At 76.3% G+C, this 21,271-nt stretch carries 23 protein-coding genes; 7 read left to right on the forward strand and 16 right to left on the reverse strand.

Going from position 1 to position 21,271, the window contains the following annotated elements; all coding sequences use genetic code 11:
- Positions 1-102 precede the first annotated feature (102 nt).
- From ACI796_RS08005 to ACI796_RS08035, 7 genes are all read right to left on the reverse strand, one after another.
- Entirely contained in the window at positions 103-957 is an 855-nt protein-coding gene (locus tag ACI796_RS08005) for a DegV family protein (RefSeq protein ID WP_456940697.1), read from the reverse strand.
- A 70-nt stretch (positions 958-1,027) separates the two neighbouring features.
- Positions 1,028-1,783: a histidine phosphatase family protein gene (locus ACI796_RS08010; protein ID WP_456940698.1), complete on the reverse strand. Its 756-nt coding sequence runs from the start codon at positions 1,781-1,783 to the stop codon at positions 1,028-1,030.
- A complete protein-coding gene (gene rsfS, locus ACI796_RS08015) occupies positions 1,780-2,358 on the reverse strand; it encodes a ribosome silencing factor (protein WP_456940699.1) in 579 nt (192 codons plus the stop codon). The genes ACI796_RS08010 and rsfS overlap by 4 nt, the downstream gene beginning before the upstream one ends.
- Positions 2,355-3,077: a nicotinate-nucleotide adenylyltransferase gene (nadD, locus tag ACI796_RS08020; RefSeq protein WP_456940700.1), complete on the reverse strand. Its 723-nt coding sequence runs from the start codon at positions 3,075-3,077 to the stop codon at positions 2,355-2,357. Before nadD ends, rsfS begins: the two co-directional genes overlap by 4 nt.
- Positions 3,078-3,375: 298 nt before the next feature.
- A complete protein-coding gene (locus ACI796_RS08025; protein WP_456940701.1) occupies positions 3,376-4,827 on the reverse strand; it encodes a vWA domain-containing protein in 1,452 nt (483 codons plus the stop codon).
- Positions 4,827-5,714, reverse strand: coding sequence for an AAA family ATPase (locus tag ACI796_RS08030; RefSeq protein WP_456940702.1), 888 nt, complete (start codon positions 5,712-5,714; stop codon positions 4,827-4,829). The genes ACI796_RS08025 and ACI796_RS08030 overlap by 1 nt, the downstream gene beginning before the upstream one ends.
- Positions 5,715-5,742: 28 nt before the next feature.
- Positions 5,743-7,011: a glutamate-5-semialdehyde dehydrogenase gene (locus ACI796_RS08035; protein WP_456940703.1), complete on the reverse strand. Its 1,269-nt coding sequence runs from the start codon at positions 7,009-7,011 to the stop codon at positions 5,743-5,745.
- Positions 7,012-7,076: 65 nt separating this feature from the next.
- Here ACI796_RS08035 and ACI796_RS08040 point away from each other — a divergent pair, with 65 nt between their 5' ends.
- The 4 genes from ACI796_RS08040 to ACI796_RS08055 are packed head-to-tail and all read left to right on the forward strand — an operon-like array spanning position 7,077 to position 10,264.
- Positions 7,077-8,033 (forward strand): metal ABC transporter substrate-binding protein, encoded by a 957-nt coding sequence (locus ACI796_RS08040; RefSeq protein ID WP_456940704.1) that lies wholly within the window; start codon positions 7,077-7,079, stop codon positions 8,031-8,033.
- Positions 8,030-8,833 carry a metal ABC transporter ATP-binding protein gene (locus ACI796_RS08045; protein ID WP_456940705.1) on the forward strand — a complete coding sequence of 268 codons (804 nt, stop codon included), beginning with the start codon at positions 8,030-8,032 and terminating at the stop codon, positions 8,831-8,833. The genes ACI796_RS08040 and ACI796_RS08045 overlap by 4 nt, the downstream gene beginning before the upstream one ends.
- A 1-nt stretch (position 8,834) precedes the next feature.
- The gene (locus tag ACI796_RS08050; protein WP_456940706.1) at positions 8,835-9,857 is read left to right on the forward strand and encodes an iron chelate uptake ABC transporter family permease subunit; all 1,023 of its coding nucleotides are present in this window, start codon (positions 8,835-8,837) and stop codon (positions 9,855-9,857) included.
- A complete protein-coding gene (locus ACI796_RS08055; protein ID WP_456940707.1) occupies positions 9,854-10,264 on the forward strand; it encodes a Fur family transcriptional regulator in 411 nt (136 codons plus the stop codon). The genes ACI796_RS08050 and ACI796_RS08055 overlap by 4 nt, the downstream gene beginning before the upstream one ends.
- Here the strand turns inward: ACI796_RS08055 and ACI796_RS08060 are convergent.
- Positions 10,255-10,740 carry a MarR family winged helix-turn-helix transcriptional regulator gene (locus ACI796_RS08060; RefSeq protein WP_456940708.1) on the reverse strand — a complete coding sequence of 162 codons (486 nt, stop codon included), beginning with the start codon at positions 10,738-10,740 and terminating at the stop codon, positions 10,255-10,257. The genes ACI796_RS08055 and ACI796_RS08060 overlap by 10 nt on opposite strands.
- 72 nt (positions 10,741-10,812) lie before the next feature.
- On the opposite strand from ACI796_RS08060, the gene ACI796_RS08065 reads away from it, so the two are divergent.
- From ACI796_RS08065 to ACI796_RS08075, 3 genes are read left to right on the forward strand one after another with little or no spacing between them, the layout of a single operon-like run.
- Entirely contained in the window at positions 10,813-11,469 is a 657-nt protein-coding gene (locus ACI796_RS08065; RefSeq protein ID WP_456940709.1) for a maleylpyruvate isomerase family mycothiol-dependent enzyme, read from the forward strand.
- Entirely contained in the window at positions 11,466-11,780 is a 315-nt protein-coding gene (locus ACI796_RS08070; protein ID WP_456940710.1) for a hypothetical protein, read from the forward strand. The genes ACI796_RS08065 and ACI796_RS08070 overlap by 4 nt, the downstream gene beginning before the upstream one ends.
- 34 nt (positions 11,781-11,814) lie before the next feature.
- A complete protein-coding gene (locus tag ACI796_RS08075; protein WP_456940711.1) occupies positions 11,815-12,153 on the forward strand; it encodes a hypothetical protein in 339 nt (112 codons plus the stop codon).
- A 9-nt stretch (positions 12,154-12,162) separates the two neighbouring features.
- Here ACI796_RS08075 and ACI796_RS08080 read toward each other — a convergent pair whose 3' ends face one another.
- From ACI796_RS08080 to ACI796_RS08115, 8 genes are all read right to left on the reverse strand, one after another.
- The gene (locus ACI796_RS08080; protein ID WP_456940712.1) at positions 12,163-12,945 is read right to left on the reverse strand and encodes an isocitrate lyase/PEP mutase family protein; all 783 of its coding nucleotides are present in this window, start codon (positions 12,943-12,945) and stop codon (positions 12,163-12,165) included.
- Positions 12,946-12,967: 22 nt separating this feature from the next.
- Positions 12,968-13,450 (reverse strand): peptide deformylase, encoded by a 483-nt coding sequence (def, locus tag ACI796_RS08085; RefSeq protein ID WP_456940713.1) that lies wholly within the window; start codon positions 13,448-13,450, stop codon positions 12,968-12,970.
- Positions 13,447-14,583 carry a glutamate 5-kinase gene (proB, locus tag ACI796_RS08090; protein WP_456940714.1) on the reverse strand — a complete coding sequence of 379 codons (1,137 nt, stop codon included), beginning with the start codon at positions 14,581-14,583 and terminating at the stop codon, positions 13,447-13,449. The genes def and proB overlap by 4 nt, the downstream gene beginning before the upstream one ends.
- Positions 14,580-16,091 (reverse strand): GTPase ObgE, encoded by a 1,512-nt coding sequence (obgE, locus tag ACI796_RS08095; RefSeq protein ID WP_456940715.1) that lies wholly within the window; start codon positions 16,089-16,091, stop codon positions 14,580-14,582. Before obgE ends, proB begins: the two co-directional genes overlap by 4 nt.
- A gap of 103 nt (positions 16,092-16,194) precedes the next feature.
- Positions 16,195-16,452 carry a 50S ribosomal protein L27 gene (gene rpmA / locus ACI796_RS08100; RefSeq protein WP_073419148.1) on the reverse strand — a complete coding sequence of 86 codons (258 nt, stop codon included), beginning with the start codon at positions 16,450-16,452 and terminating at the stop codon, positions 16,195-16,197.
- 7 nt (positions 16,453-16,459) lie between these two features.
- The gene (gene rplU, locus ACI796_RS08105) at positions 16,460-16,771 is read right to left on the reverse strand and encodes a 50S ribosomal protein L21 (protein WP_091113808.1); all 312 of its coding nucleotides are present in this window, start codon (positions 16,769-16,771) and stop codon (positions 16,460-16,462) included.
- Positions 16,772-16,962: 191 nt separating this feature from the next.
- On the reverse strand, positions 16,963-20,226 hold the full coding sequence (locus ACI796_RS08110) for an Rne/Rng family ribonuclease (protein WP_456940716.1): 3,264 nt from the start codon (positions 20,224-20,226) through the stop codon (positions 16,963-16,965).
- 276 nt (positions 20,227-20,502) lie between these two features.
- On the reverse strand, positions 20,503-21,270 hold the full coding sequence (locus ACI796_RS08115) for a TIGR03936 family radical SAM-associated protein (protein WP_456940717.1): 768 nt from the start codon (positions 21,268-21,270) through the stop codon (positions 20,503-20,505).
- Position 21,271: the final 1 nt, after the last annotated feature.

The raw sequence follows: 21,271 nt of genomic DNA on the forward strand, positions 1-21,271 counted from the left end.
GGACTGCTCCGTGAGGAGCTGTGGACGGCGGTGCGGGCTGTGGACGGGCGCGGGCCGTCCGACGGGAGCCGGTGCACGCTGCGCGCCGTGTCCGCCCCTCGCTCAGTCCCCGTCCGCCGGGGTCACCACGACGCCGACCGCGCCCGGCCCGACGTGCGCGCCGACCGCCGCGCCCAGCTCACTGACGTGCAGCTCCCGGACGTCGGGCACGGCGCGCTGCAGCTCGGCCGCCAGGCGCTGGGCGCGCTCGGGCGCGGCCAGGTGGTGGACGGCGAGGGAGGCGCCCGGACCACCGGCGGCCTCCTCCGCGCGCTTCACCAACCGGGCGAGGGCACGCGCGGAGGTGCGCACCCGCTCCAGGGGGACGACCCTCCCCTCCGCGACGTGCAGCACCGGCTTGACCGCCAGGGCGGTGCCCAGCAGCGAGGCGGCCGAGCCGATGCGGCCCCCGCGGCGCAGGTGCTCGAGGGTGTCGACGACGAACAGCGTGCGGGTGCGCGCGGCGGTCCGTGCGGCCACGGCGGCGACCTCGGCGGCGGTGGCGCCGTCGGCCGCCGCGCGGGCGGCGGCGAGCACGGGGAAGCCGGTGCCCATGGCCGTCGACCGCGAGTCGACGACGGTGACGAGGTGCTCCCCGACCTGGGCGGCGGCCATCCGGGCGGCGTCCCAGGTGCTCGACAGCTCGGCGGACAGGTGGACCGACACCACCCGGTCGGCGCCCTCGGCCAGCCGGCGGCGGTAGGCGGCGACGAAGTCGCCGGGGGTCGGCCGCGAGGTCGAGACGTGCTGGCCGCGGGAGGTCAGCGCCCGGGCGACGTCCTCCGGGGTGATCTCGGTGCCCTCCCGGCCGGAGTGCCCGGCGAGGACGACGTAGAGCGGGACCACCTCGATGCCGTACCGCGCGACGAGGTCGGCCGGCAGGTAGGCCGTGGAGTCGGTGACCACGGCGACGGACACCAGGGGAGGCTAGCCCGACGCCGGCCGAGGGCCGACGCGCAGGCGGACGGCCGGTGTCCGACGGGTGTCCTCAGAGGACCGCGTCGGCGTCCTGGGTGGGCGGGGGTGCGGCGCCCTCGGGGGTGGCCGCGGCGTCGGCCGGGACCGGCGCCGGGGCGGCGACGACGGCCGGTCCCTCGACCCGGCCCGGCAGGGCGGCGACGACGGCGTTGTGCCGCATCAGCCGCCACCGGTCCCCCTGGCGGGCCAGCTCGCTCCAGCCGCAGTTGGCCAGCGGCCCGAACACCCGCCGGTGCTGCGGGCCGAGCCCGAGCAGGGCCTCGACGAGCCGGCCGGCGGTCCCGCCGTGGGTGACGACGACGGCCACCTCGGCCGGCGGCAGGTCGTGGAGCGCGGCCAGCGCGCGGCGGGCGACGTCGGTGGCCTCCTCGCCGCCGCGGCCCTGCACCGGCCGCCCCGCGAGCCAGTCGGCGTACTGCTCGGGGTGGCGCTCGGCGACCTCGGCGCGGGTGAGCCCCTCCCAGCAGCCCAGCCCGTGCTCGCGCAGTCGCTCGTCCAGCCGCAGCGGCACGCCGAGCAGGCCGGTCAGCGCGGCGGCGGTGTCGGCGGCGCGGACCAGGTCGCTGGCCACGACGACGGTCGTCCCGGGCGTGAGCCCGGCGGCCACCAGGTGCGGTGCGGTGCGGGCGGCCTGCGCCCGGCCCTCGGCGTCCAGCGGCGGGTCCATCTGGCCCTGGAAGCGCCCGGTGGCGTTCCACTCGGTCCGCCCGTGCCGCCAGACGACCAGCCGGGGCACCGGCAGGTCGAGGGCGGCGGGAGCCGTCACCGGCCGGTCGTCCCCGGGTCCCCGTCGGCACCGCCGCCGAGGGGCTCGTCCTGGAGCGGGTCGTCCTCGAGAACGTCCTCGTCGGTGAGGTCGTCCTCGGTGAGGTCCTCGGTCGGGTCGGGCGCCAGCGGGACCGGGTCGGAGCTGCCCGGGTCGACGTCGTCGGTGGACAGCGTGCCGGTCCCGGGGGGTGCGCCGTCGGCGGCGGGCGGGGCCGCGCGGTCGACGAACGGGATGGTCGGGCAGTCCTTCCACAGCCGCTCGAGGGCGTAGTACGCGCGCTCCTCGGCGTGCTGGACGTGCACCACGACGTCGACGAAGTCCAGCAGCACCCAGCGGGCCTCGGCGACGCCCTCGCGGCGGACGGGCTTCACGCCGTGCCGGCGCAGCCGCTCCTCGACCTCGTCGACGATCGCCTGCACCTGGCGCTCGTTGGGCGCCGCGGCGAGCACGAACGCGTCGGTGATGGCCAGGCGGTCGCTGACGTCGACGATCGAGACGTCGGTGGCGAGCTTGTCCGCGGCGGCCTGGGCGGCGAGCAGCGCGGTCTCCCGGGCCTCGGCGGAGGCGGTCATCGGGGCACCTCCCGGAGGTGGGCAGACGGTGGGGCGGTGGGGTGGGGACCGGCCGGGTCCGCGGGCGCGGGGGCGGCCGGTGGGCGGTCGTAGGTGGGCCGGTCACCGCGCGGGCCCGGCGAGCGCCGGCCGCCGGCGCGGTACAGGCCCCGCTTCTCGATGTACTGCACCACGCCGTCGGGCACGAGGTACCAGACCGGCATGCCGCGGGCCACGCGGTCGCGGCAGTCGGTGGAGCTGATCGCCAGGGCCGGGACCTCGACCAGGCTGACCGCGCCCTCGGGCAGGTGCCCGTCGGCGAGGGTGAACCCGGGCCGGGTGACCCCGATGAAGTGGGCCAGCCGGAGGAACCGGTCGCTGTCGCGCCAGCTGAGGATCTGCGCCAGCGCGTCGGCACCGGTGATGAAGAACAGTTCGGCGTCGGGACGCTGGGCGTGCAGGTCGGTGAGCGTGTCGATCGTGTAGGTCGGGCCCTCGCGGTCGACGTCGACGCGGCTGACGGAGAACCGCGGGTTGGAGGCGGTGGCGATGACGGTCATGAGGTAGCGGTCCTCGGCGGGGCTGACCTCGCGCTCGGTCTTCTGCCAGGGCTGGCCGGTGGGGACGAAGACCACCTCGTCCAGACCGAACAGCCCGGCCACCTCGCTGGCGGCGACCAGGTGACCGTGGTGGATGGGGTCGAACGTCCCACCCATCACGCCGACCCGGGTACCAGCCACCGATCGAGCCTAGCCGGGCGGCGCCCGCGTGGCCCGGGTGCACCCGGCGGGTGCGGTCCCCGGACGGCCGGGCGCGGGGCGCCGCCGCACCCGGCCGTCGGGACGGGACCGTCCGCTCGCGACCGGCACCCCCGTGCCGTCGGTCGCGCCGCCTGCGCTCCCGGCCTCGACGACGGGAGCACGGGCCGGGCACCGTGTCGCGCCTCGGTGCCCGCGCTGACCAACGGCCCAGCCGTCCACCGGTTACGAGCGGTCTCGGAGAGGGGTCCCCCGGGCGTGTCGCCGGCACCGGGTGGGGTCAGAGCGTGGTGACGAACTCCGCCAGCTGGGTGGCGTTGCGGCACTCGACCATGTCGACGACCTCGCCGTAGCGGTCGGCGGCGGAGTCACCGCTCCCCCACAGCCGCCGCGGCTCGGGGTTGAGCCAGTGCGCCGAGCGGGCGCGGCGGACCAGGTCGGCGAGCACCGGCAGGCCGGGCTGGCGGTAGTTGGTCCGCCCGTCGCCGAGCACCAGCAGCGAGGTCTTCGGCCCGACGGCGGTGGGCCAGCGGTCGGCGAACACCTCGAGGGCGTTGCCGTAGTCGCTGTGCCCGTCGAAGGCGACGACGTCGGCCTCGCGGCCGATCCGCGCGACGGCGCCGGCGACGTCGGCGCCGGGCCGGAAGAACCGGGTCACCTCGTCGGTGGAGTCGACGAAGGCGAACGCGCGGACGCCGGAGAAGTGCTCGCGCAGCGCCTGGGTGAGCATCAGCGTGAAGTGGCTGAACCCGGCCACCGAGCCGCTGACGTCGCAGAGCACGACCAGCTCCGGCTTGTGCACCTTCCGCGGCCGGTGGTGGGTGACCACGGGCACCCCGCCGGTGCCGAGGGAGGCGCGCACGGTCTTGCGGAAGTCCAGCCGGCCCTGGCGGCCCATCCGCCGCCGCGCCGACAGCCGCACCGCGAGCCGGCGGGCCAGCGGCGCCACCGCCCGCCGCAGCTCGGCGAGGTCGGACTGCTGGGCGCGCAGGAAGTCGACCTGCTCGGCCAGTGGCCGCACCGCGCTCTTCGCCACCCGGTCCCGCCCGCGGTCGGCCGCGGCCCGGCGGCGCACCTCGGCGTCGACGGCGGAGCGGAAGGCGGCCAGCCGCTCCCGGACGGTCTGCCGGGCCACCTGCTCGGCCAGCCCCCCCCGGCCGCCGTCGCCGAGCAGCCCGGCCAGCAGCTGCGTGACCAGGGTGTCCGGCGACAGCGCGCGCATCACCCGGTAGCCGAAGTACGACTGCCCCGACGGCGACGCCGGCGCCCGCCCGAGCTGCTCGACCGCCTGGCGGGCGAAGCGGCGCAGCGCCTCGTCGTCGCCCTCGAGCAGCAACCGGGCCAGCTGCTCGCGCATCCGCTGGGCGAGGTCGCGCTCGTCGCCGTCGCCGTGCCCGTCGGGCAGGTCCAGCGTGGAGCCGTCGTCGGCCCCCGGCTCGCCGTCGGAGGGCTCCGCGCCGTCGTCGGCGGAGCCCGGAGCGGGCCGGTCCGACAGCGGCCACCACAGGTCGAACAGCACGTCGTAGGCCGGGCGCTGCGAGGCGCGCTGCAGCAGTACCGCCGCCAGCCCGTGCCGCAGCTGCTCGCGGTCGAGCAGGTCGACGACGGTGAGGATCTCCGCGGCGTCGACGGCCTGGCTGATCCCGACCGGGATGCCGGCCTCCCGCACCGCCCGCACGAAGCCGTCGAGGTGACCGGCCAGCCCCCCGGGGGACACCGACGGCGCGGACATCAGTTGAGCCGCAGCTCGGCGGCGGCGCGGTCCTGGTCGCTGGCGTGCTTGAGCACCACGCCGAGCGTCGAGCGCACCGCCGTCTCGTCGAGGGTGTCCAGGCCGAGCTCGAGCAGGGTCTGCGCCCAGTCGAGGGTCTCGGAGATCGACGGCGACTTCTTCAGCTCCATCGCCCGCAGCGCCCGGATGGTGCGGACCAGCTGCTCGGCCAGCCCCGGCGCGAGGTCGGGCACCCGGGAGAGCACGATCTCCCGCTCCCGCTCGGCCGAGGGGTAGTCCAGCGACAGGTACAGGCAGCGCCGCTTGAGCGCCTCGGACAGCTCGCGGGTGGCGTTGGAGGTGAGGACGACGGTCGGCCGGCGGGTCGCGGTCACCGTGCCGAGCTCGGGGATCGTCACCTGGAAGTCGCTGAGCACCTCCAGCAGCAGGCCCTCGACCTCGACGTCGGCCTTGTCGGTCTCGTCGATGAGCAGCACGGTCGGCTCGGTGCGCCGGATCGCGGTCAGCAGCGGCCGGGAGAGCAGGAACTCCTCGCCGAAGATGTCGTCGTGGACGGTGCCCCAGTCGGCGCCGTCCCCGCCCTGGGCCGCCTGGATGCGCAGCAGCTGCTTCTTGTAGTTCCACTCGTACAGCGCCCGGGCCTCGTCCAGGCCCTCGTAGCACTGCAGCCGGATCAGCTCCGAGCCCGTCGCCGCGGCCAGCGCCTTGGCCAGCTCGGTCTTGCCGGTGCCCGCCGGGCCCTCGACCAGCAGCGGCTTGCCCAGCCGGTCGGCGAGGAAGACCGTCGTCGCGATCTGCGCGTCCGGCAGGTACCCGGCGGTCGACAGCCGCTTGCTCACGTCCGCCACCGAGGAGAACTGCGGCGACTGGGTCGGCGGGCGGGGCATGCGGCTCCTCAGGTCAAGCGGCCGGGGATCAGCGGGTGTGGCCGTTCCCGGTGACGACGTAGGTGGTGCTGGTCAGCTCGGGCAGGCCCAGCGGCCCGCGCGCGTGCAGCTTCTGGGTGGAGATGCCGATCTCGGCGCCGAAGCCGAACTCGCCGCCGTCGGTGAACCGGGTGGAGGCGTTGACCAGGACGGCGGCGGCGTCGACGCCGGCGGTGAACGCGGCGATGGCCGACGCGGAGTCGGCGACGATCGCCTCGCTGTGCCCGCTCCCCCACCGCGCGACGTGCTCGAGCGCGGCCGGCAGGTCGTCGACGACGCGCACCGCCATGTCCATCGACAGGTACTCGGTGGCCCAGTCCTCGTCGGTGGCCGGGACGACGGCCTGGAGACCGGACTGCGCGGCGGCGTCGATCGTCGCCTGGTCGCCGTGCAGGGTCACCCCGGCGTCGGCGAGCGCGGTGAGCAGCCGCGGGAGGAACGGCACGTCGCGGTGCACGAGCAGCGTCTCGGCGGAGTTGCAGACGCTCACCCGGTGGGTCTTGGAGTTGAGCACGATCGCCTCGGCCATCGCCGGGTCGGCGGAGGCGTCGACGTAGACGTGGCAGTTGCCGACGCCGGTCTCGATCACCGGCACCTGCGCCTCGCGCACGACCCGCTGGATGAGCGAGGCGCCGCCGCGCGGGATGACCAGGTCGACGTGCCCGCGCGCGGACAGCAGCTCGCCCACCGAGGCGCGGTCGGCCGGCAGCAGCTCGACCGAGCCCTCGGGCAGCCCGGCCTTCTGGCCGGCCTCCATGAGCACGGTGACCAGCGCGGCGTTGGTCCGGTACGCCGAGGCCGAGCCGCGCAGCAGCGCCGCGTTGCCGCTCTTGAGGCAGAGGCCGGCGGCGTCGACGGTCACGTTCGGGCGGGCCTCGTAGACGATGCCGACCACGCCGAAGGGCACCCGGACCTGCCGCAGCTCCAGCCCGTTGGGCAGCCGCGAGCCGCGGACGACGTCGCCGACCGGGTCGGGCAGGGCGACCAGCTCGCGCAGCGCGGCGGCCACGCCGGCCACCCGCCCGGCGTCGAGCCGGAGCCGGTCGAGCACCGACGCCGGCGTGCCGTCGGCCTCGGCGGCGGCGACGTCCTGGGCGTTGGCGGCCAGCACCTCGTCGGACCGCTCGACCAGCGCCTCGGCCATCGCGGTGAGCGCGGCGTCCTTGACGTCGGTCGGGAGGGTGCGCAGCACGCGGGAGGCGGCGCGGGCACGCAGCGCGGCGGCCCCGATCAGCGGCAGGTCGGCGGCGTCGGACACGCCCCGCAGGGTACGCGCCGTCCCCTCCGGCCAGGGACCTCCGCCGCTGTGTGAGAATGGTTCTCATGACCACGACGACGCGTGTCCTCGCCGCGACGACCGCCGCCGCCACCGGCCTGCTGCTGGCCGCGTGCGGCTCCGCCGGGGAGGACGAGGCCGCAGCCGCGGACGGCGTCTCGGTCGAGGCCGCCTTCTACCCCCTGCGGTGGGCGGCCGAGCGGGTCGGCGGCGACCGCGTCGACGTCGAGTCGCTCACCCCGCCGGGCGCCGAGCCCCACGACCTGGAGCTGACCCCGCAGGACGTCGCGTCACTGACGGAGGCCGACCTCGTCGTCTACCTCGCCGGGTTCCAGCCCGGCCTCGACGAGGCCGTCGACGAGGCCGGGGACGCCGCCTGGGACGCCGGCGAGGCCGCCGACCTGTCGCCGGCCGCCGAGGAGCACGGCCACGAGGGCGAGAGCGAGGAGGAGCACGCCGAGCACGCCGGCGAGGACGGCGAGGCCGTCGACCCGCACTTCTGGCTCGACCCCACCCGGCTGGCCGACGTCGGCGACGCCCTGGCCGACCGGCTGGCCGAGGTCGACCCCGACGGCGCGGACACCTACCGCGGGAACGCCGCGGCGCTGCGCACCGACCTGGAGACCCTCGACGCCGAGATGGAGCAGGGCCTGGCGGACTGCGCGGTGACCACGCTGGTCACCGCGCACGACGCGTTCGGCTACCTCGGCGAGCGGTACGGACTCGACGTGGTCGGCGTCAGCGGGCTGAGCCCGTCGACCGAGCCCAGCCCGGCGCAGCTGGCCGAGATCTCTACGCTGGTCCGGGAGCGCGGGGTGACGACCGTCTACACCGAGACCCTCGTCGACCCCGCCGTGGCCGAGACCGTCGCCGAGGAGGCCGGTGTGCGAACCGCCGTCCTCGACCCGCTCGAGGGCCTCACCGACGAGTCGGCCGGGGACGACTACCTCGCGGTCATGCGCGCGGACCTCGCCACGCTGCAGGAGGGGCAGGGCTGCGCGTGAACGACGCCGCGCTCCGGCTGGCCGGCGCCACGATCGGCTACGGCGACGTGGCCATCGTCCGCGACGCCGGCCTGACCGTCCGGCGCGGCGAGGCCGTCGCGGTCCTCGGCTCCAACGGCTCGGGCAAGACCACCCTCATGCGGGGCGTGCTGGGCCTGGCCACCGTCCTCGGCGGCACCGTCGAGGTGCTCGGCGCCCCGGTCGGCCGGCAGCGCGAGCGCGGGCGCGTGGGCTACGTCCCGCAGCGGCACACCGTCAGCGGCGCGATGCCGGCCACCGTGCGCGAGGTGGTCGGCGTCGGCCGGCTGCCGCGGCTGGGCCTGTTCCGCCGGCCCGGCCCGCGCGACCGGGCCGCCGTCGCCGAGGCGGTCGACGCCGTGGGCCTCGCCGACCGGCTCGAGGACCCGGTCGCCTCCCTGTCCGGCGGGCAGCAGCGCCGGGTGCTGGTGGCCCGGGCGCTGGCCGCCGAGCCGGAGCTGCTGGTCATGGACGAGCCGACCGCCGGCGTCGACGCCGCCAGCCAGGCCGCGCTGGCCGCGGTGCTGGCCCGCGTCGCGGCCGCCGGGACGACACTCGTCGTCGTGACCCACGAGACCGGCCCGCTCGCGGGCGTGCTCTCGCGCGCGGTCGTCGTCGACTCCGGCCGGCTCACCTACGACGGGCCGCTGGCCGGCGCCGGGCCCGCCGGCCCGGACTGCCACCACCCCGAGGAGGCCGCCGAGCCGGCGGCCCGCGGCTACCGCCTGGACCAGCCCCGGCCGGCGCCGGACGCCGTCCGCGTGCGCGACGGGAGCCGCTGACGTGGAGCTGCTCGAGTACGGGTTCATGCAGCGGGCGCTGCTGGCCTCGCTGATGGTCGGTCTGGTCGCGCCCGCCGTCGGCGTCTTCCTGGTGCAGCGCCGGCTGTCGCTGCTCGGCGACGGCCTCGGGCACGTCGCGCTGACCGGCGTCGGCATCGGAGTGCTCACCTCCACCGCGCCGGTGGGGACGGCGCTGGTCGCCGCCGTGCTGGGCGCTGTGCTCATCGAGCTGGTCCGCGCGCGCGGGCGGACCAGCGGCGACGTCGCCCTCGCGGTGCTGTTCTACGGCGGCATCGCCGGCGGCGTGGTGCTGCTGTCGCTGGCGCCGCGCGGGCAGGCCACCAACCTCGACGCCTACCTGTTCGGCGCGATCACCACGACGACCACCGCCGACGTCGCCGTGTTCGCCGTCATCACCGTGGTGGTGCTCGCGGTCGTGTGGCTGCTCGGCCGGCGGCTGTACGCGGTCAGCGACGACGAGGAGTACGCCCGCGCGGTCGGCCTGCCGGTGCTGCCGCTCAACGTGGTGCTGGCCGCGCTGGTCGCCTCGACCGTCGTGCTGTCGATGCGCGTGGTCGGCCTGCTGCTGATCAGCGCGCTGATGATCCTGCCGAGCGCGGTGGCCCAGCTGGTCGGGCGCAGCTTCCGCGCCACCCTGCACCTGGCCTGCGCGATCGGCGTCGTGGTCAGCGTGGCGGGGACGGCGGCGTCGTACTACACCGGCACCCCCTCCGGCGGCACGATCGTGCTGCTGACCATCGCCCTGTTCCTGCTGGTCACGGTGGTCGTGGCGCTGCGCGAGGCGACGGCGCGGCGCCGGCACGGGCGACGGGTGCAGGTGCACGCCGCGCACCCGCACGAGCACGGTGACGGCTGCGGCCACCGCCCGGTGCCGCACGGCGACCACGTCGACTACGACCACGACGGGCACCTGCACGCGCCGCACCGCACCGGCACGGGCGTGCACTACGACGAGCACACCGAGCACGCCGCCCCGCCGCCGGTCGGGACGGAGCGGCCGTGAGCGCGCCCGAGGTCCCGGTCCGCCGCCAGACGCGCCAGCGGACCGCGGTCATGGCCCTGCTCGAGGAGCTCGACGGGTTCCGCACCGCCCAGGAGCTGCACGCCCTGCTGCGCGAGCGCGGCGACGCGGTCGGCCTGGCCACCGTGTACCGGACCCTGCAGGCGCTGGTCGACGACGGCCTGGTCGACGTGCTGCGCGGCGAGGACGGCGAGGCCGCCTACCGGCACTGCTCGCCGGTGCACCACCACCACCTGGTCTGCCGCTCCTGCGGGACCACCGTGGAGGTCGCCGACCCGCCGGTGGAGCGCTGGGCCGCGAGGGTCGCCGCCGAGCACGGCTTCGCCGACGTGCAGCACCAGCTGGAGGTCTTCGGGACCTGCGGCAGCTGCACCGCCGCTCAGCGGTAGGGGTCGGTCACCTCGCGCAGCCGGGTGAGCGCCGCCCGCAGCTGGGCCGTGGTCTCCTCCCCCAGGTACGCGGTCCACTCGGCCTCCACCTCGGCCTCGACCCGGCGGGCGAGCGCCACCAGCTCCTGACCCCGCTCGGCGATCTGCACCAGCCGGGCGCGGGCGTCGGTGGGGTCGGGCACGCGGCGCACGTAGCCGGCCCGCTCGAGCTGGTCGACGAGGTGGCCGGCGGTCTGCTTGGTGACCAGCGCCTGCGCGGCCAGGTCGGTCAGCCGGGTGCCGGCGGGGCCGATCCGGGCGGCGATGCGCCCCTGGGCGAGCGTGATGTCGTCGTGCCCCTCGGCCGCCAGCGTCGCGAGCAGCCGGGCCTCCATCGCCCGGTGCGGGTAGAAGCACAGCAGGGCCAGGTTCTGGTGCCCCTGCTCCTCGTGGTCCCGGCGGTCCCCGTCCCGCCGGACCTCGTCGCGAACGCTCACGATCCCCCTTGACGTTGGTCAGACGATCTGACTGAATGGTCAGACCATCTTACCAACACCAAGGGGGCCGTCGTGGACCTCGACGACGTGTGGCGCACCATCGACGCCCAGCGCCTGAGCCTGGCCGACCTGCTCGACGACCTGTCGCCGGCCGAGTGGGAGACCCCGTCGCTGTGCGACGCCTGGCGGGTGCGCGACGTCGCGGCGCACCTGACGCTGGCGCAGATGGGACTCCGGTACGCGGTCGGCCCGGCGATCCGGGCGGGCGGCAGCTTCAACCGGATCATCCGGGACACGGCGCTGCGCGTCGGCCCGCTGCCCGACGACGAGTACGGCCGGCGGATCCGGGCGATGGTCGGCTCGCGGAAGCGGGCGCCGTTCATCTCCCCCATCGAGCCGCTCACCGACGTCCTCGTGCACGGTCAGGACATCGCCCTGCCGCTGGGCCGTGAGCGGCCCATCCCGCCGGCCCCCGCGGCCGTGTCGGCCAGACGGGCCTACGACATGAGCTTCCCGTTCGGGGTGCGCAGGCGGTTGGCCGGACTGCGGCTGCGGGCCACCGACAGCGACCTCGTGCTCGGCGAGGGCGCTTCGGTCGAGGGCACGACCGGCGACCTGCTCCTGCTCATCACCGGGCGCACCGCCACGGTGCACCGGCTCACCGGAGAGGGCCTGCAACGGCTGCCGGCGGCGGACGGTCGCCGGCAGGAGTCGAGGAGGACGAGATGACCCTGGGCGTGATCACGGACGTGTCCGCACCGGTCGAGCTCTACGACGCCGTGCACGCGGCGATGCTCGAGCGGGTCGAGCGGATCGGCCCGGCCCTCGACGGGCTGCTGCTGCACCTGGCCCGGCCCACCGCGGACGGGTTCCAGGTGATCGGGGTGTGGGAGTCGCGGGAGGCCTACGAGCGCGGGAACCGTGAGGTGGTCGGGCCGGTGTTCGCCGAGGTCCTGCGGGGCCAGGCGCCCCCCGCCTCGGTGGACACGGAGTTCGAGGTCCGCGGCCTCGTGCTGCCGCGGGCCGGCGTCGCGGTCTGACACCGGCATCCGGCCCGTCGGGGAGGAGGACCCGGTGATGTGGGCGGTGTTCGAGGACGTGTCCGCACCCGTGGAGCAGCCGTACGACCTGGTGGAGCTGTACGACGCCGTGCACCGGCTGCTGCTGGAGCGCACCGGCGGGGAGTTCGACGGCCGGCTGGTCCACCTGGCCTGGGCGACCGCCGACGGGTTGCGGGTGGTCGAGGTGTGGGACTCCCGCGAGCAGTACGACCGCTACGGCCGCGAGGTCATCGGGCCGCTGGTCGACGAGGTCCTGACCGGGCGGCCGCACCCGCCCGAGCTCGTGACCCGCTTCGACGTCCGCGGCCTGGTGGTCCCGGCCGGCGGGGTGGCGCTCCCCGCCGGCCGGTGACCCACCGGCCTAGTTCAGAGCGCGGGTGCCGGGCGGCAGGACGCCGCCACCGACCATGTCGACGACGGCGTCCTGCAGTGCGGTCAACGCGACCCGCTGGGTGAACGGGCCGGTGGAGACGCGGGCGACGCCGAGCTCCTGCATCTCGCGGGCCGGAAGCGACCGGCCGGGCACACTGATCACCGTCAGCTTGTTGCGGCCCAGACCCTCGACGACCGTCTCGATCTCCTCGCGCCCGATCAGCCCGGGCACGAACACGACCGGGGCACCGGCCTCCAGGTAGGCCTGCCCGCGGCGGATCGCCTCAGCGACCAGCTCGCCGCGGTCGGCACCCTTGGCGGCGCGGACGAAGGCGTCGGTGCGCGCGTTGAGGACGAACTCGATGCCGGCGTCCCGGCCGGCCCGCACCACCGCCTCGACGGCGGCCACGGCCTCGTCGAGCGGCTTCATCTGGTCCTCGAGGTTGCCGCCGACGACGCCCTTCTCGATGGCGCGGCGGGCGGTCTCGCCGGCGTCGCCGTAGCCGGCCTCCATGTCCATGCTCACCGGCAGGTCCACGGCGGCGGTGATCCGGCCGACCATGTCCAGGTGCAGGTCGAGCGGGATGTTCTCGCCGTCCGGGTAGCCGAAGGTCGAGGCGATGCCGTGGCTGGCGGTGGCCAGGGCCCGCACGCCGTCGGTGGCGGCCACCACCTGCGCGGAGACGACGTCCCACACGTTGGTGAGGACCAGGATCTCCGGGGCGGTGTGCAGGTCGAGGAGCGTCCGGGCGCGGGTGGCGAGGTCGGTCACGGGACCCGACGGTAGGGCCCGGTCAGCGGTCGCGCAGCGCGCGGAGGGCCGCCTTCCGGGCCTCGCCGGTGAGCCGGTCGAGGAACACCTTCCCGTCGAGGTGGTCCACCTCGTGCTGCAGGCAGCGGGCCATGAGACCGGTGCCCGACAGCCGCAGCGGCTCCCCGTGCACGTCGAAGCCCTCGACGACGGCGGACACCGCCCGCACCGTGGGCGCCCACAGCCCCGGGATGGACAGGCAGCCCTCGTCGCCGTCCTGGGTCTCCCCCGACAGCTCCACCACCCGCGGGTTCACCAGGTGGCCGATCTCGCCGTCGACGTTGTAGCTGAACACCCGGGCGCTCACCCCGATCTGCGGGGCGGCCAGCCCGGCGCGGCCGGGGTGGTCGACGGTCTCCTCGAGGTCGCGCACCAGGGCGGCCAGTTCCCTGTCGAAGGCCCGCACCTCGTCGGCGGGCGTGCGGAGCACCGGGTCACCGAGCTCGCGGATCGGGCGGATCGTCACCGAGGCAGTCTCGCAGCCGTCCGCGGACGCCCGACCAGCACCATCTCGTCGCGGTGCACGACCTCGCGCCGGTACTCCGGCTCGAGGTCCCCGGTGCGGCGGCCGAGCAGCGCCGGCATCTCCCGGGCGTCGTAGGCGACCAGCCCGCGGGCGACCACGGTGCCGTCGGGCCCGACGAGCTCCACCGGGTCGTCGGCCAGGAAGTCGCCGTCGACGCCGGTGACCCCGGCGGCCAGCAGCGAGGCGTGCCGCTCGCGGACCGCGCGCACCGCGCCGTCGTCGAGCAGCAGCCGCCCGCGCGGCCGGCTGGCGTAGCGCAGCCAGAACTGCCGGCCCGAGGGCCGGCGGCCCGAGGGCTCGAACAGCGTGCCGACCCGCTCGCCGGCCAGTGCGGCCGCGGCCTGCGGCGTCGACGTGACCACGACCGGCACGCCCGCGCCCGAGGCGATGAGCGCCGCCTCGACCTTGGTGGCCATGCCGCCGGTGCCGACGCCGTTGCGCCGGGCGGTGCCGAGGGTGACCGCGGCGAGGTCGGCGGGACCGCGGACGGTGTCGAGCAGCTGCGCCGGGCCGGTGCGCGGGTCGCCGTCGTAGACGCCGTCGACGTCGGACAGCAGCACCAGCGCGTCGGCGGCGGCCACGTGCGCCACCAGGGCGGCGAGCCGGTCGTTGTCGCCGAAGCGGATCTCGTCGGTGGCGACGGTGTCGTTCTCGTTGACGATCGGGATCACGCCGAGGGTGAGCAGCCGCTCCAGCGTCTGCCGGGCGTTGCGGTAGTGCCCGCGGCGGGTGAGGTCGTCGGCGGTCAGCAGCACCTGCCCGACGGTGACGCCGTGCCGGTCGAAGGCGTCGGCGTAGGTCTGCACCAGCCGCAGCTGCCCGACGCTGGCCGCCGCCTGCGCCGTCGCGAGGTCCCGCGGCCGGCCCTCGACGCCGAGCGGCGCCAGGCCCGCCGCGATCGCGCCGGAGGACACCAGCACCACCTCGCGGCCCTGCGCCCGCACCGCGGCGAGGACGTCGACCAGCGCGGCGAGCCGGCCGGCGTCCAGCCCGCCGGGCAGCGTGGTCAGCGACGAGGAGCCGACCTTGACGACGACGCGCGGCGCACCGGCGACCTGCGGACGGGCGGTCACTCCTCGTCCCCTCCGGGCAGGTCGTCGTCGGGCAGGTCCTCGTCGGGCAGGTCCTCGTCGGTCCACGTCTCGGTGAGCTCGTAGGGCACCCGGCGGGCCTTCTTGGCGGCCAGCCGCTCGGCGGCGCGCACGCGGTGCGGCGCGTCGATGCGGTTGTCGGTGCCCCGGCCGCCCAGGCCCGCGGTCTCCTCGGCCAGCGGCGTGCCGGCCGGCAGGCTGGGCGCGAAGTCGAACGCGACGTCGCCGATGACGACGGTGTCGCCCTCCTGCGCCCCGAGCTTCACCAGCTCGTCCTCGACGCCGAGCCGGTTGAGCCGGTCGGCGAGGTAGCCGACCGCCTCGTCGTTGGTGAAGTCGGTCTGCCGCACCCAGCGCTCGGGCTTCACACCTCGGACGACGTAGGCCTCGTCGTCGGCGTCGAAGGCGACGGTGAACCCGGAGTCGTCGACGGCGCGCGGGGTCAGCGTGATCCGGACGGGCTCGGGCGCCGGCAGCGCGGCCCGGTACTGCTCGACGGCGGCGCCCAGCGCGTAGCCGAGCCCGTCCAGCCCCTCCCCCGTCGCGGCGCTGACCGGGAACACCCGCAGCCCGCGCTCCTCCAGCGCCGGGCGGACGAGGTCGACCAGCTCGCGGCCGTCCGGCACGTCGATCTTGTTGAGGACGGCGAACCGCAGCCGGCCCACCAGGTCCAGCTCGTCGCCCCCGTACTCGGCGAGCTCGTGCTCGAGCGCGTCGATGTCGCTCTCCGGGTCGCGGCCGGGCTCGAGCGTCGCCATGTCGATCACGTGCACGAGCACCGCACAGCGCTCGACGTGGCGGAGGAACTGCAGGCCCAGGCCCTTGCCGGTGGCCGCGCCCGGGATCAGCCCGGGCACGTCGGCCATCGTGAACACGGTGTCGCCGGCGCGGACGACGCCGAGGTTGGGCACCAGCGTGGTGAACGGGTAGTCGGCGATCTTGGGCCGGGCCGCGGACATCGCCGCGATCAGCGAGGACTTGCCCGCCGAGGGGAACCCGACCAGCCCGACGTCGGCGACGCTCTTCAGCTCGAGGACGGCGTCGAAGCCCTCCCCCGGCTCGCCGAGCAGCGCGAAGCCGGGGGCCTTGCGCCGCGGGTTGGCAAGCGCGGCGTTGCCCAGCCCGCCCTTGCCGCCGTGCGCGAGCACGACCCGGGTGCCCGCACCCATGAGATCGGCGACCACCTCGCCACCGACGCTGACGACGGTGCCCTCGGGGACGCGTAGCACGCGGTCCTCGCCGTGGGCGCCGTGCCGGTTGCTGCCGGCGCCGGGCCGGCCGTTGCCGGCCTTCTGGTGAGGGCGGTGGTGGAAGTCGAGGAGCGTGTGGACCTGCGGGTCCACCTCGAGGACGACGTCGCCGCCGTCCCCTCCGTTGCCGCCGTCTGGGCCACCGAGGGGCTTGTACTTCTCGCGGTGCACGGACGCGACGCCGTGACCGCCGTTGCCCGCGGCGACGTGCACGACGACGCGGTCGACGAACGCGGCCATCTCTGCTCTACCTGCTCACTGCCTGCTCAACGCCGACGAGCGCACGGGCCGGTCGGCCCGTGCGCTCGTGGCGGTACGTGTCTGGTGCGTCCGAGCCCGAGGCTCAGGCGTCGACCGTCGTGATCGAGACGGTCTTGCGGCCACGGCTGGTGCCGAAGGTGACCGCACCGGGGGTCAGCGCGAACAGCGTGTCGTCGCCGCCGCGGCCGACGCCCAGGCCCGGGTGGAAGTGGGTGCCACGCTGGCGCACGATGATCTCGCCGGCCTTGACGACCTGGCCGCCGAAGCGCTTGACGCCGAGGCGCTGGGCGTTCGAGTCGCGGCCGTTGCGGGAGGACGAGGCGCCCTTCTTGTGTGCCATGTCGTCGTCAGCCCTTCGTGATGTCGCGGACGACCACGTCGGTCAGCGGCTGACGGTGGCCCTGACGCTTGTGGTAGCCCGTCTTGTTCTTGAACTTGTGGATGCGGATCTTCGGGCCCTTGCCGTGGCCGACGATCTCGCCGGTCACGGTCACCCCGGCCAGCGCCTGCGCGTCACTGGTGACGGTCTCGCCGTCGACCAGGAGCAGGGCCGGGAGGGTGACGGTGTCGCCCGCCTCACCCACGAGACGGTTGACCGTGAACCGGTCGCCCACGGCCACCTTGTGCTGCCGGCCCCCGGCCTTCACGACTGCGTACACCACTGAACTCCTCGATCGCTGCTGTCTGTCCCGCGCTGCGTCCTGGGCGCACCCCGGCGGCGGGCGCCGGGTGCTGGACGGGCCGCTCCGCCTGCGCGGGACCGGGAGACCCGGTCCGGGGCGGTGCAACCCGACCAGCGTACCCGAGCAGCCGGGACCGGGTCGAACGCGGCCCCGGCTGCCCGGAGGGTCTAGCTGGCCGGCGGCCCGGCCGGGCGGCTGGCGGCGCGACGCCGGCGCGGACGGCCCCCGCCCACCGCCGCCCCGGTGCCGTCGTCGGCCACCGGCGGCTGGGCCGCGGCCGCCGGGGCGTCCGGGATCGGGGCCGCGCCGTCGGGGGCCTGCGGGTCCGCGGCCGGGGCCGGGTCGTCGGGACCGGCGCCCGCAGGGACCGCCTCCTCGCCCGAGCCCTGCGGCTCCGCGACGGCGTCCGCCGGGACGGCGGCGTCGGTGACCAGCAGGCCCGGGTCGGCCAGCGGGGCCTCCCCCGCGTCCTCCGGCTCCACGTCCTCCGGCTCCACGTCCTCCGGCTCCACGTCCTCCGGCTCCACGTCCTCCGGCTCCGCCGCCTCGGGCCGGACCGTCTCCTCCGGCTCGGTCACCTCGGCGCCCGGGACTTCGGCGCCGACGGCGGCCGTGACCTCGACCTCAGGGGCCTCCTCCACGACGGCTTCCCCGGAGGTCCCGGCGTCGGCGGGCACGTCACGTGAGGCTGCGGCGAGCACCGCGGCGTCCTCGGCGGCGCGCTCCTCACCGGCCTGGCCACGGTTGCGCCGGCCCCGGTTGCGCCGCCCGCCGCCGGACCGCTGCCCCTCGCCGTTCTCGGCGGTGTCGGGCCCGGCCTCGGGGGCCGCGGCCTCGGCCTCGGTCCGCTCGGCGTCCTTGCGCTCGGCGTCCTTGCGGTCGGCGTCCTTCCGCTCGGCGTCCTTCCGCTCGGTGCGCTCGGCGTCCTTGCGGCCGCCCTGGTCGCGCCGGCCACCGTTGCCGGAGCCCGGGCCGTGCCCGCCGGAGCCGTTGCCGCCGCGGCGGCGGTCGTCGACCGGGTCGGCGTGCACGAGGACGCCGCGGCCGCGGCAGTGCTCGCACGGCTCGGAGAACACCTCGAGCAGGCCCTGGCCCACGCGCTTGCGGGTCATCTGCACCAGGCCCAGCGAGGTCACCTCGGCGACCTGGTGCTTGGTGCGGTCGCGGCCCAGGCACTCGGTCAGCCGCCGCAGCACCAGGTCGCGGTTGCTCTCGAGCACCATGTCGATGAAGTCGATGACGATGATGCCGCCGACGTCGCGCAGCCGGAGCTGGCGGACGATCTCCTCGGCCGCCTCCATGTTGTTGCGCGTGACGGTCTGCTCGAGGTTGCCGCCGGACCCGGTGAACTTGCCGGTGTTGACGTCGATGACCGTCATCGCCTCGGTGCGGTCGATGACCAGCGAGCCGCCCGAGGGCAGCCACACCTTGCGGTCGAGCGCCTTGGCCAGCTGCTCGTCGATGCGCAGGTCGCGGAAGACGTCGCCCTCGCCGGTGTGCCGGGTCAGCCGCCCGGTGAGCTCCGGGGAGACGTGCGCGACGTAGGCCTCGACGGTGTCCCACGCGTCGTCGCCCTGGACGACGAGCTCGCTGAAGTCCTCGTTGAAGACGTCGCGGATGACCCGGATGGCGAGGTCGGGCTCGCCGTAGAGCAGCGCCGGCGCGTTGTTCGAGGACTCGGACTTCTGCCTGATGACGTCCCACTGCGCCTGCAGCCGGGCGACGTCGCGGGTGAGCTCCTCCTCCGAGGCACCCTCCGCGGCGGTCCGGATGATGACGCCGGCGTCGTCGGGGACGATCTTCTTGAGGATGTCCTTGAGCCGCTGCCGCTCGGTGTCGGGCAGCTTGCGGCTGATCCCGGTCATCGACCCGCCGGGTACGTAGACCAGGAACCGGCCGGGCAGGTTGACCTGCTGGGTCAGCCGGGCCCCCTTGTGGCCGATCGGGTCCTTGGTGACCTGCACCAGGACCTTGTCGCCGGACTTGAGCGCCTGCTCGATCGAGCGCTGCTTGCCGCTGAGCCCGGCGGCGTCCCAGTTGACCTCGCCGGCGTACAGGACGGCGTTGCGGCCCTTGCCGATGTCGACGAAGGCGGCCTCCATGCTGGGCAGCACGTTCTGCACCCGGCCGAGGTAGACGTTCCCCGCGAACGACGTCGCCTGCGCCTGGGTGACGTAGTGCTCGACGAGCACGCCGTCCTCGAGGACGGCGATCTGGGTGCGCTCGCCGCGCTGGCGGATCACCATCCGGCGCTCCACCGCCTCGCGGCGGGCGAGGAACTCGGCCTCGGTGAGGATCGGCGCGCGGCGGCGGCCGCTGTCCCGGCCCTCGCGGCGGCGCTGGCGCTTGGCCTCCAGCCGGGTGGAGCCGGTGACGCCGCGGACGTCGTCGTCGCTGGTGCTGCGGCCGTTGCGGCCGGCGCGCTCGGGGCGGTCGTCGTCGTCCTCGGCCGCGGACGCCTCGCCGTCCCCGCCGCGGCGGCGGCGCCGGCGGCGCCGCCGGGTGGTCGACGTGCCCTCGGCGTCCTCGCCCTCGGCGTCCTCGACCGCCTCGGCGTCGGTGTCCTCGTCCTCGGCGTCCTCGTCGTCGGAGGCTCGCTCGGCGGCGTCCTCGTCGGTGTCGGCGTCCGCGGACTCGTCCCCGCTGCGGCCCCGGCCGCGGCCGCGGCGGCCCCGACGGCGGCGCCGGCTGCCGCCGGCGGTCTCGTCGCGGTCGCCGTCCTCGCGGTCGGCCTCGTCGCGGTCGGCCTCGTCGCGGTCGGCGTCGTCGCGGTCGGCCTCGTCGCGGTCGGCGTCCTCGGCCGTGTCCTCGTCCGTGTCGTCGGCGGCATCGACGGCGGCCCGCTCGTCGGCGGGCTGCTCCTCGGCGGCCCCGCCGCGGCGGCGCGAGCGGCTGCGGCGCGAGCGCGGCGCCGGGGTCTCCTCGTCGTCCTCGGCCGGCGCCGCGACGTCCTCGACGTCGGGCGACTCGGGCAGGGGCCGGCGGCTGCGCCGGCGCGGGGTCGGCGCCGGCTCGGCCTCGGGGGCCACGAAGCTCACGAAGGCCGGCGCCACCGGGGCGGCGGCCGGCGGGGGCGGGGTCCAGGCGGCGGGCTCGGGCGCGGCCGCCGGGCGGGTGGCGCGGCGGCGGGGCCGGGCGATGACCGCGGTGGGCTCGGGCGAGCTGAACTGGGCGCCGAACGGCGACCGGTCCGGCTCGTCCTCCGGCTCCTCCTCCAGCGCCGGGGGCGGCTCGGGCTCCGGGGTGGGCTCGGGGTCGGCCTCCGCCGGCGGCTCGGCCGCGGCGGTCTCGGCCGGCTCCTCGTCCGGGGTCCCGCCGGTCGCCGCCTCCCCGCTCAGCACCTCCGCGACCGGCGCGTCGCCGGGCGGGAGGGCGGGAGCGGGGCTGCTACCGGTGTCGGTGGTCGGGGTGTCGCTGTCCTGGTCGGCCACGAGGGCTCGCCTCCTGTGTGGTGCTCCCGGGCGCCGGTCCCCACCGGGGACGGGCGGCCGCGCAGGAGCACGGGTTGGGCGGGCCGGGCGGCCGCTCGGGGTGCGGCGGCGAGCCCGGCTCGCGAAGTCTGTGGTCGGTCCCGCGCGGCGGTCGCCGCGGCCGGGGCCGCACTGCTGGTGGAGCGGTGGTGCCGATGGTCTCGGGTGGTGCCGGTCCGGGGCGGCACGTCTGGCAGCCGTGTCGCTCGACGTCGCGGTGACTCCCGGGTCGCCCGGTCAGACGGCGGCGTGCTCCCCCTGGCAGCGGGTGCGCGCCGCTCGGTCGGGACCGAGCGGATCGGCCACGGTCCCGCTGCCGTCGAGCCGGCCCTGCGCCTCACGCACGGCCCGGGGGGGCGACGGCGGGCGCAGGTCGGCGACGGCGGCGAGAGCGGCCACCACGTCGTCGGGTCGAACGGCGGGCGTCACCTGCCGGACGACCAGGTGCAGTATGGCACAACCTGCCTCCCCGCTCGCGGACGCGGACGCGACGGGGCCGCGCGCATCGACGTCGCGGAGGCCGTTCTTGGTGCGTTTGGCGACGAGCACCTCCTCCCGGGCGAGGAACGCGTCGACCGCCGCGGCGAGGGTCGCGGGCTCGACGCCGGGCAGGTCGACGCGCCACCGCGCGGCGTCGATCCGGTCGGCCAGCGAGCCCCCGCCCTCGGCGGCCTCGACGCACTCGAGGACGTCGATGCCCGGGGGCAGCGACGCGTCCAGCGCGGCCCGGACCTCCTCGGGGTCGCGCCGCTCGGCCAGGCCGATCTCCAGGTACTCGGCCTCGCTGGCCGCCCCGGTCGGCGCCGCGCCCACGTAGCTGATCTTCGGGTGCGGGGTGAAGCCGGCGGAGTAGGCCATCGGCACCCGCGCGCGGCGCAGCGCCCGCTCCAGCGCCCGCGCGAGGTCGCGGTGGGAGGCGAAGCGCAGCGGGCCGCGCTTGGCGTAGCGCAGCCGCAGCCGCTGGACGGTCGGCGGCGGGGGCGGGCCCTCCGGGGTGCGGGCCACG

The sequence above is a fragment of the Geodermatophilus sp. SYSU D00525 genome, assembly GCF_054050475.1.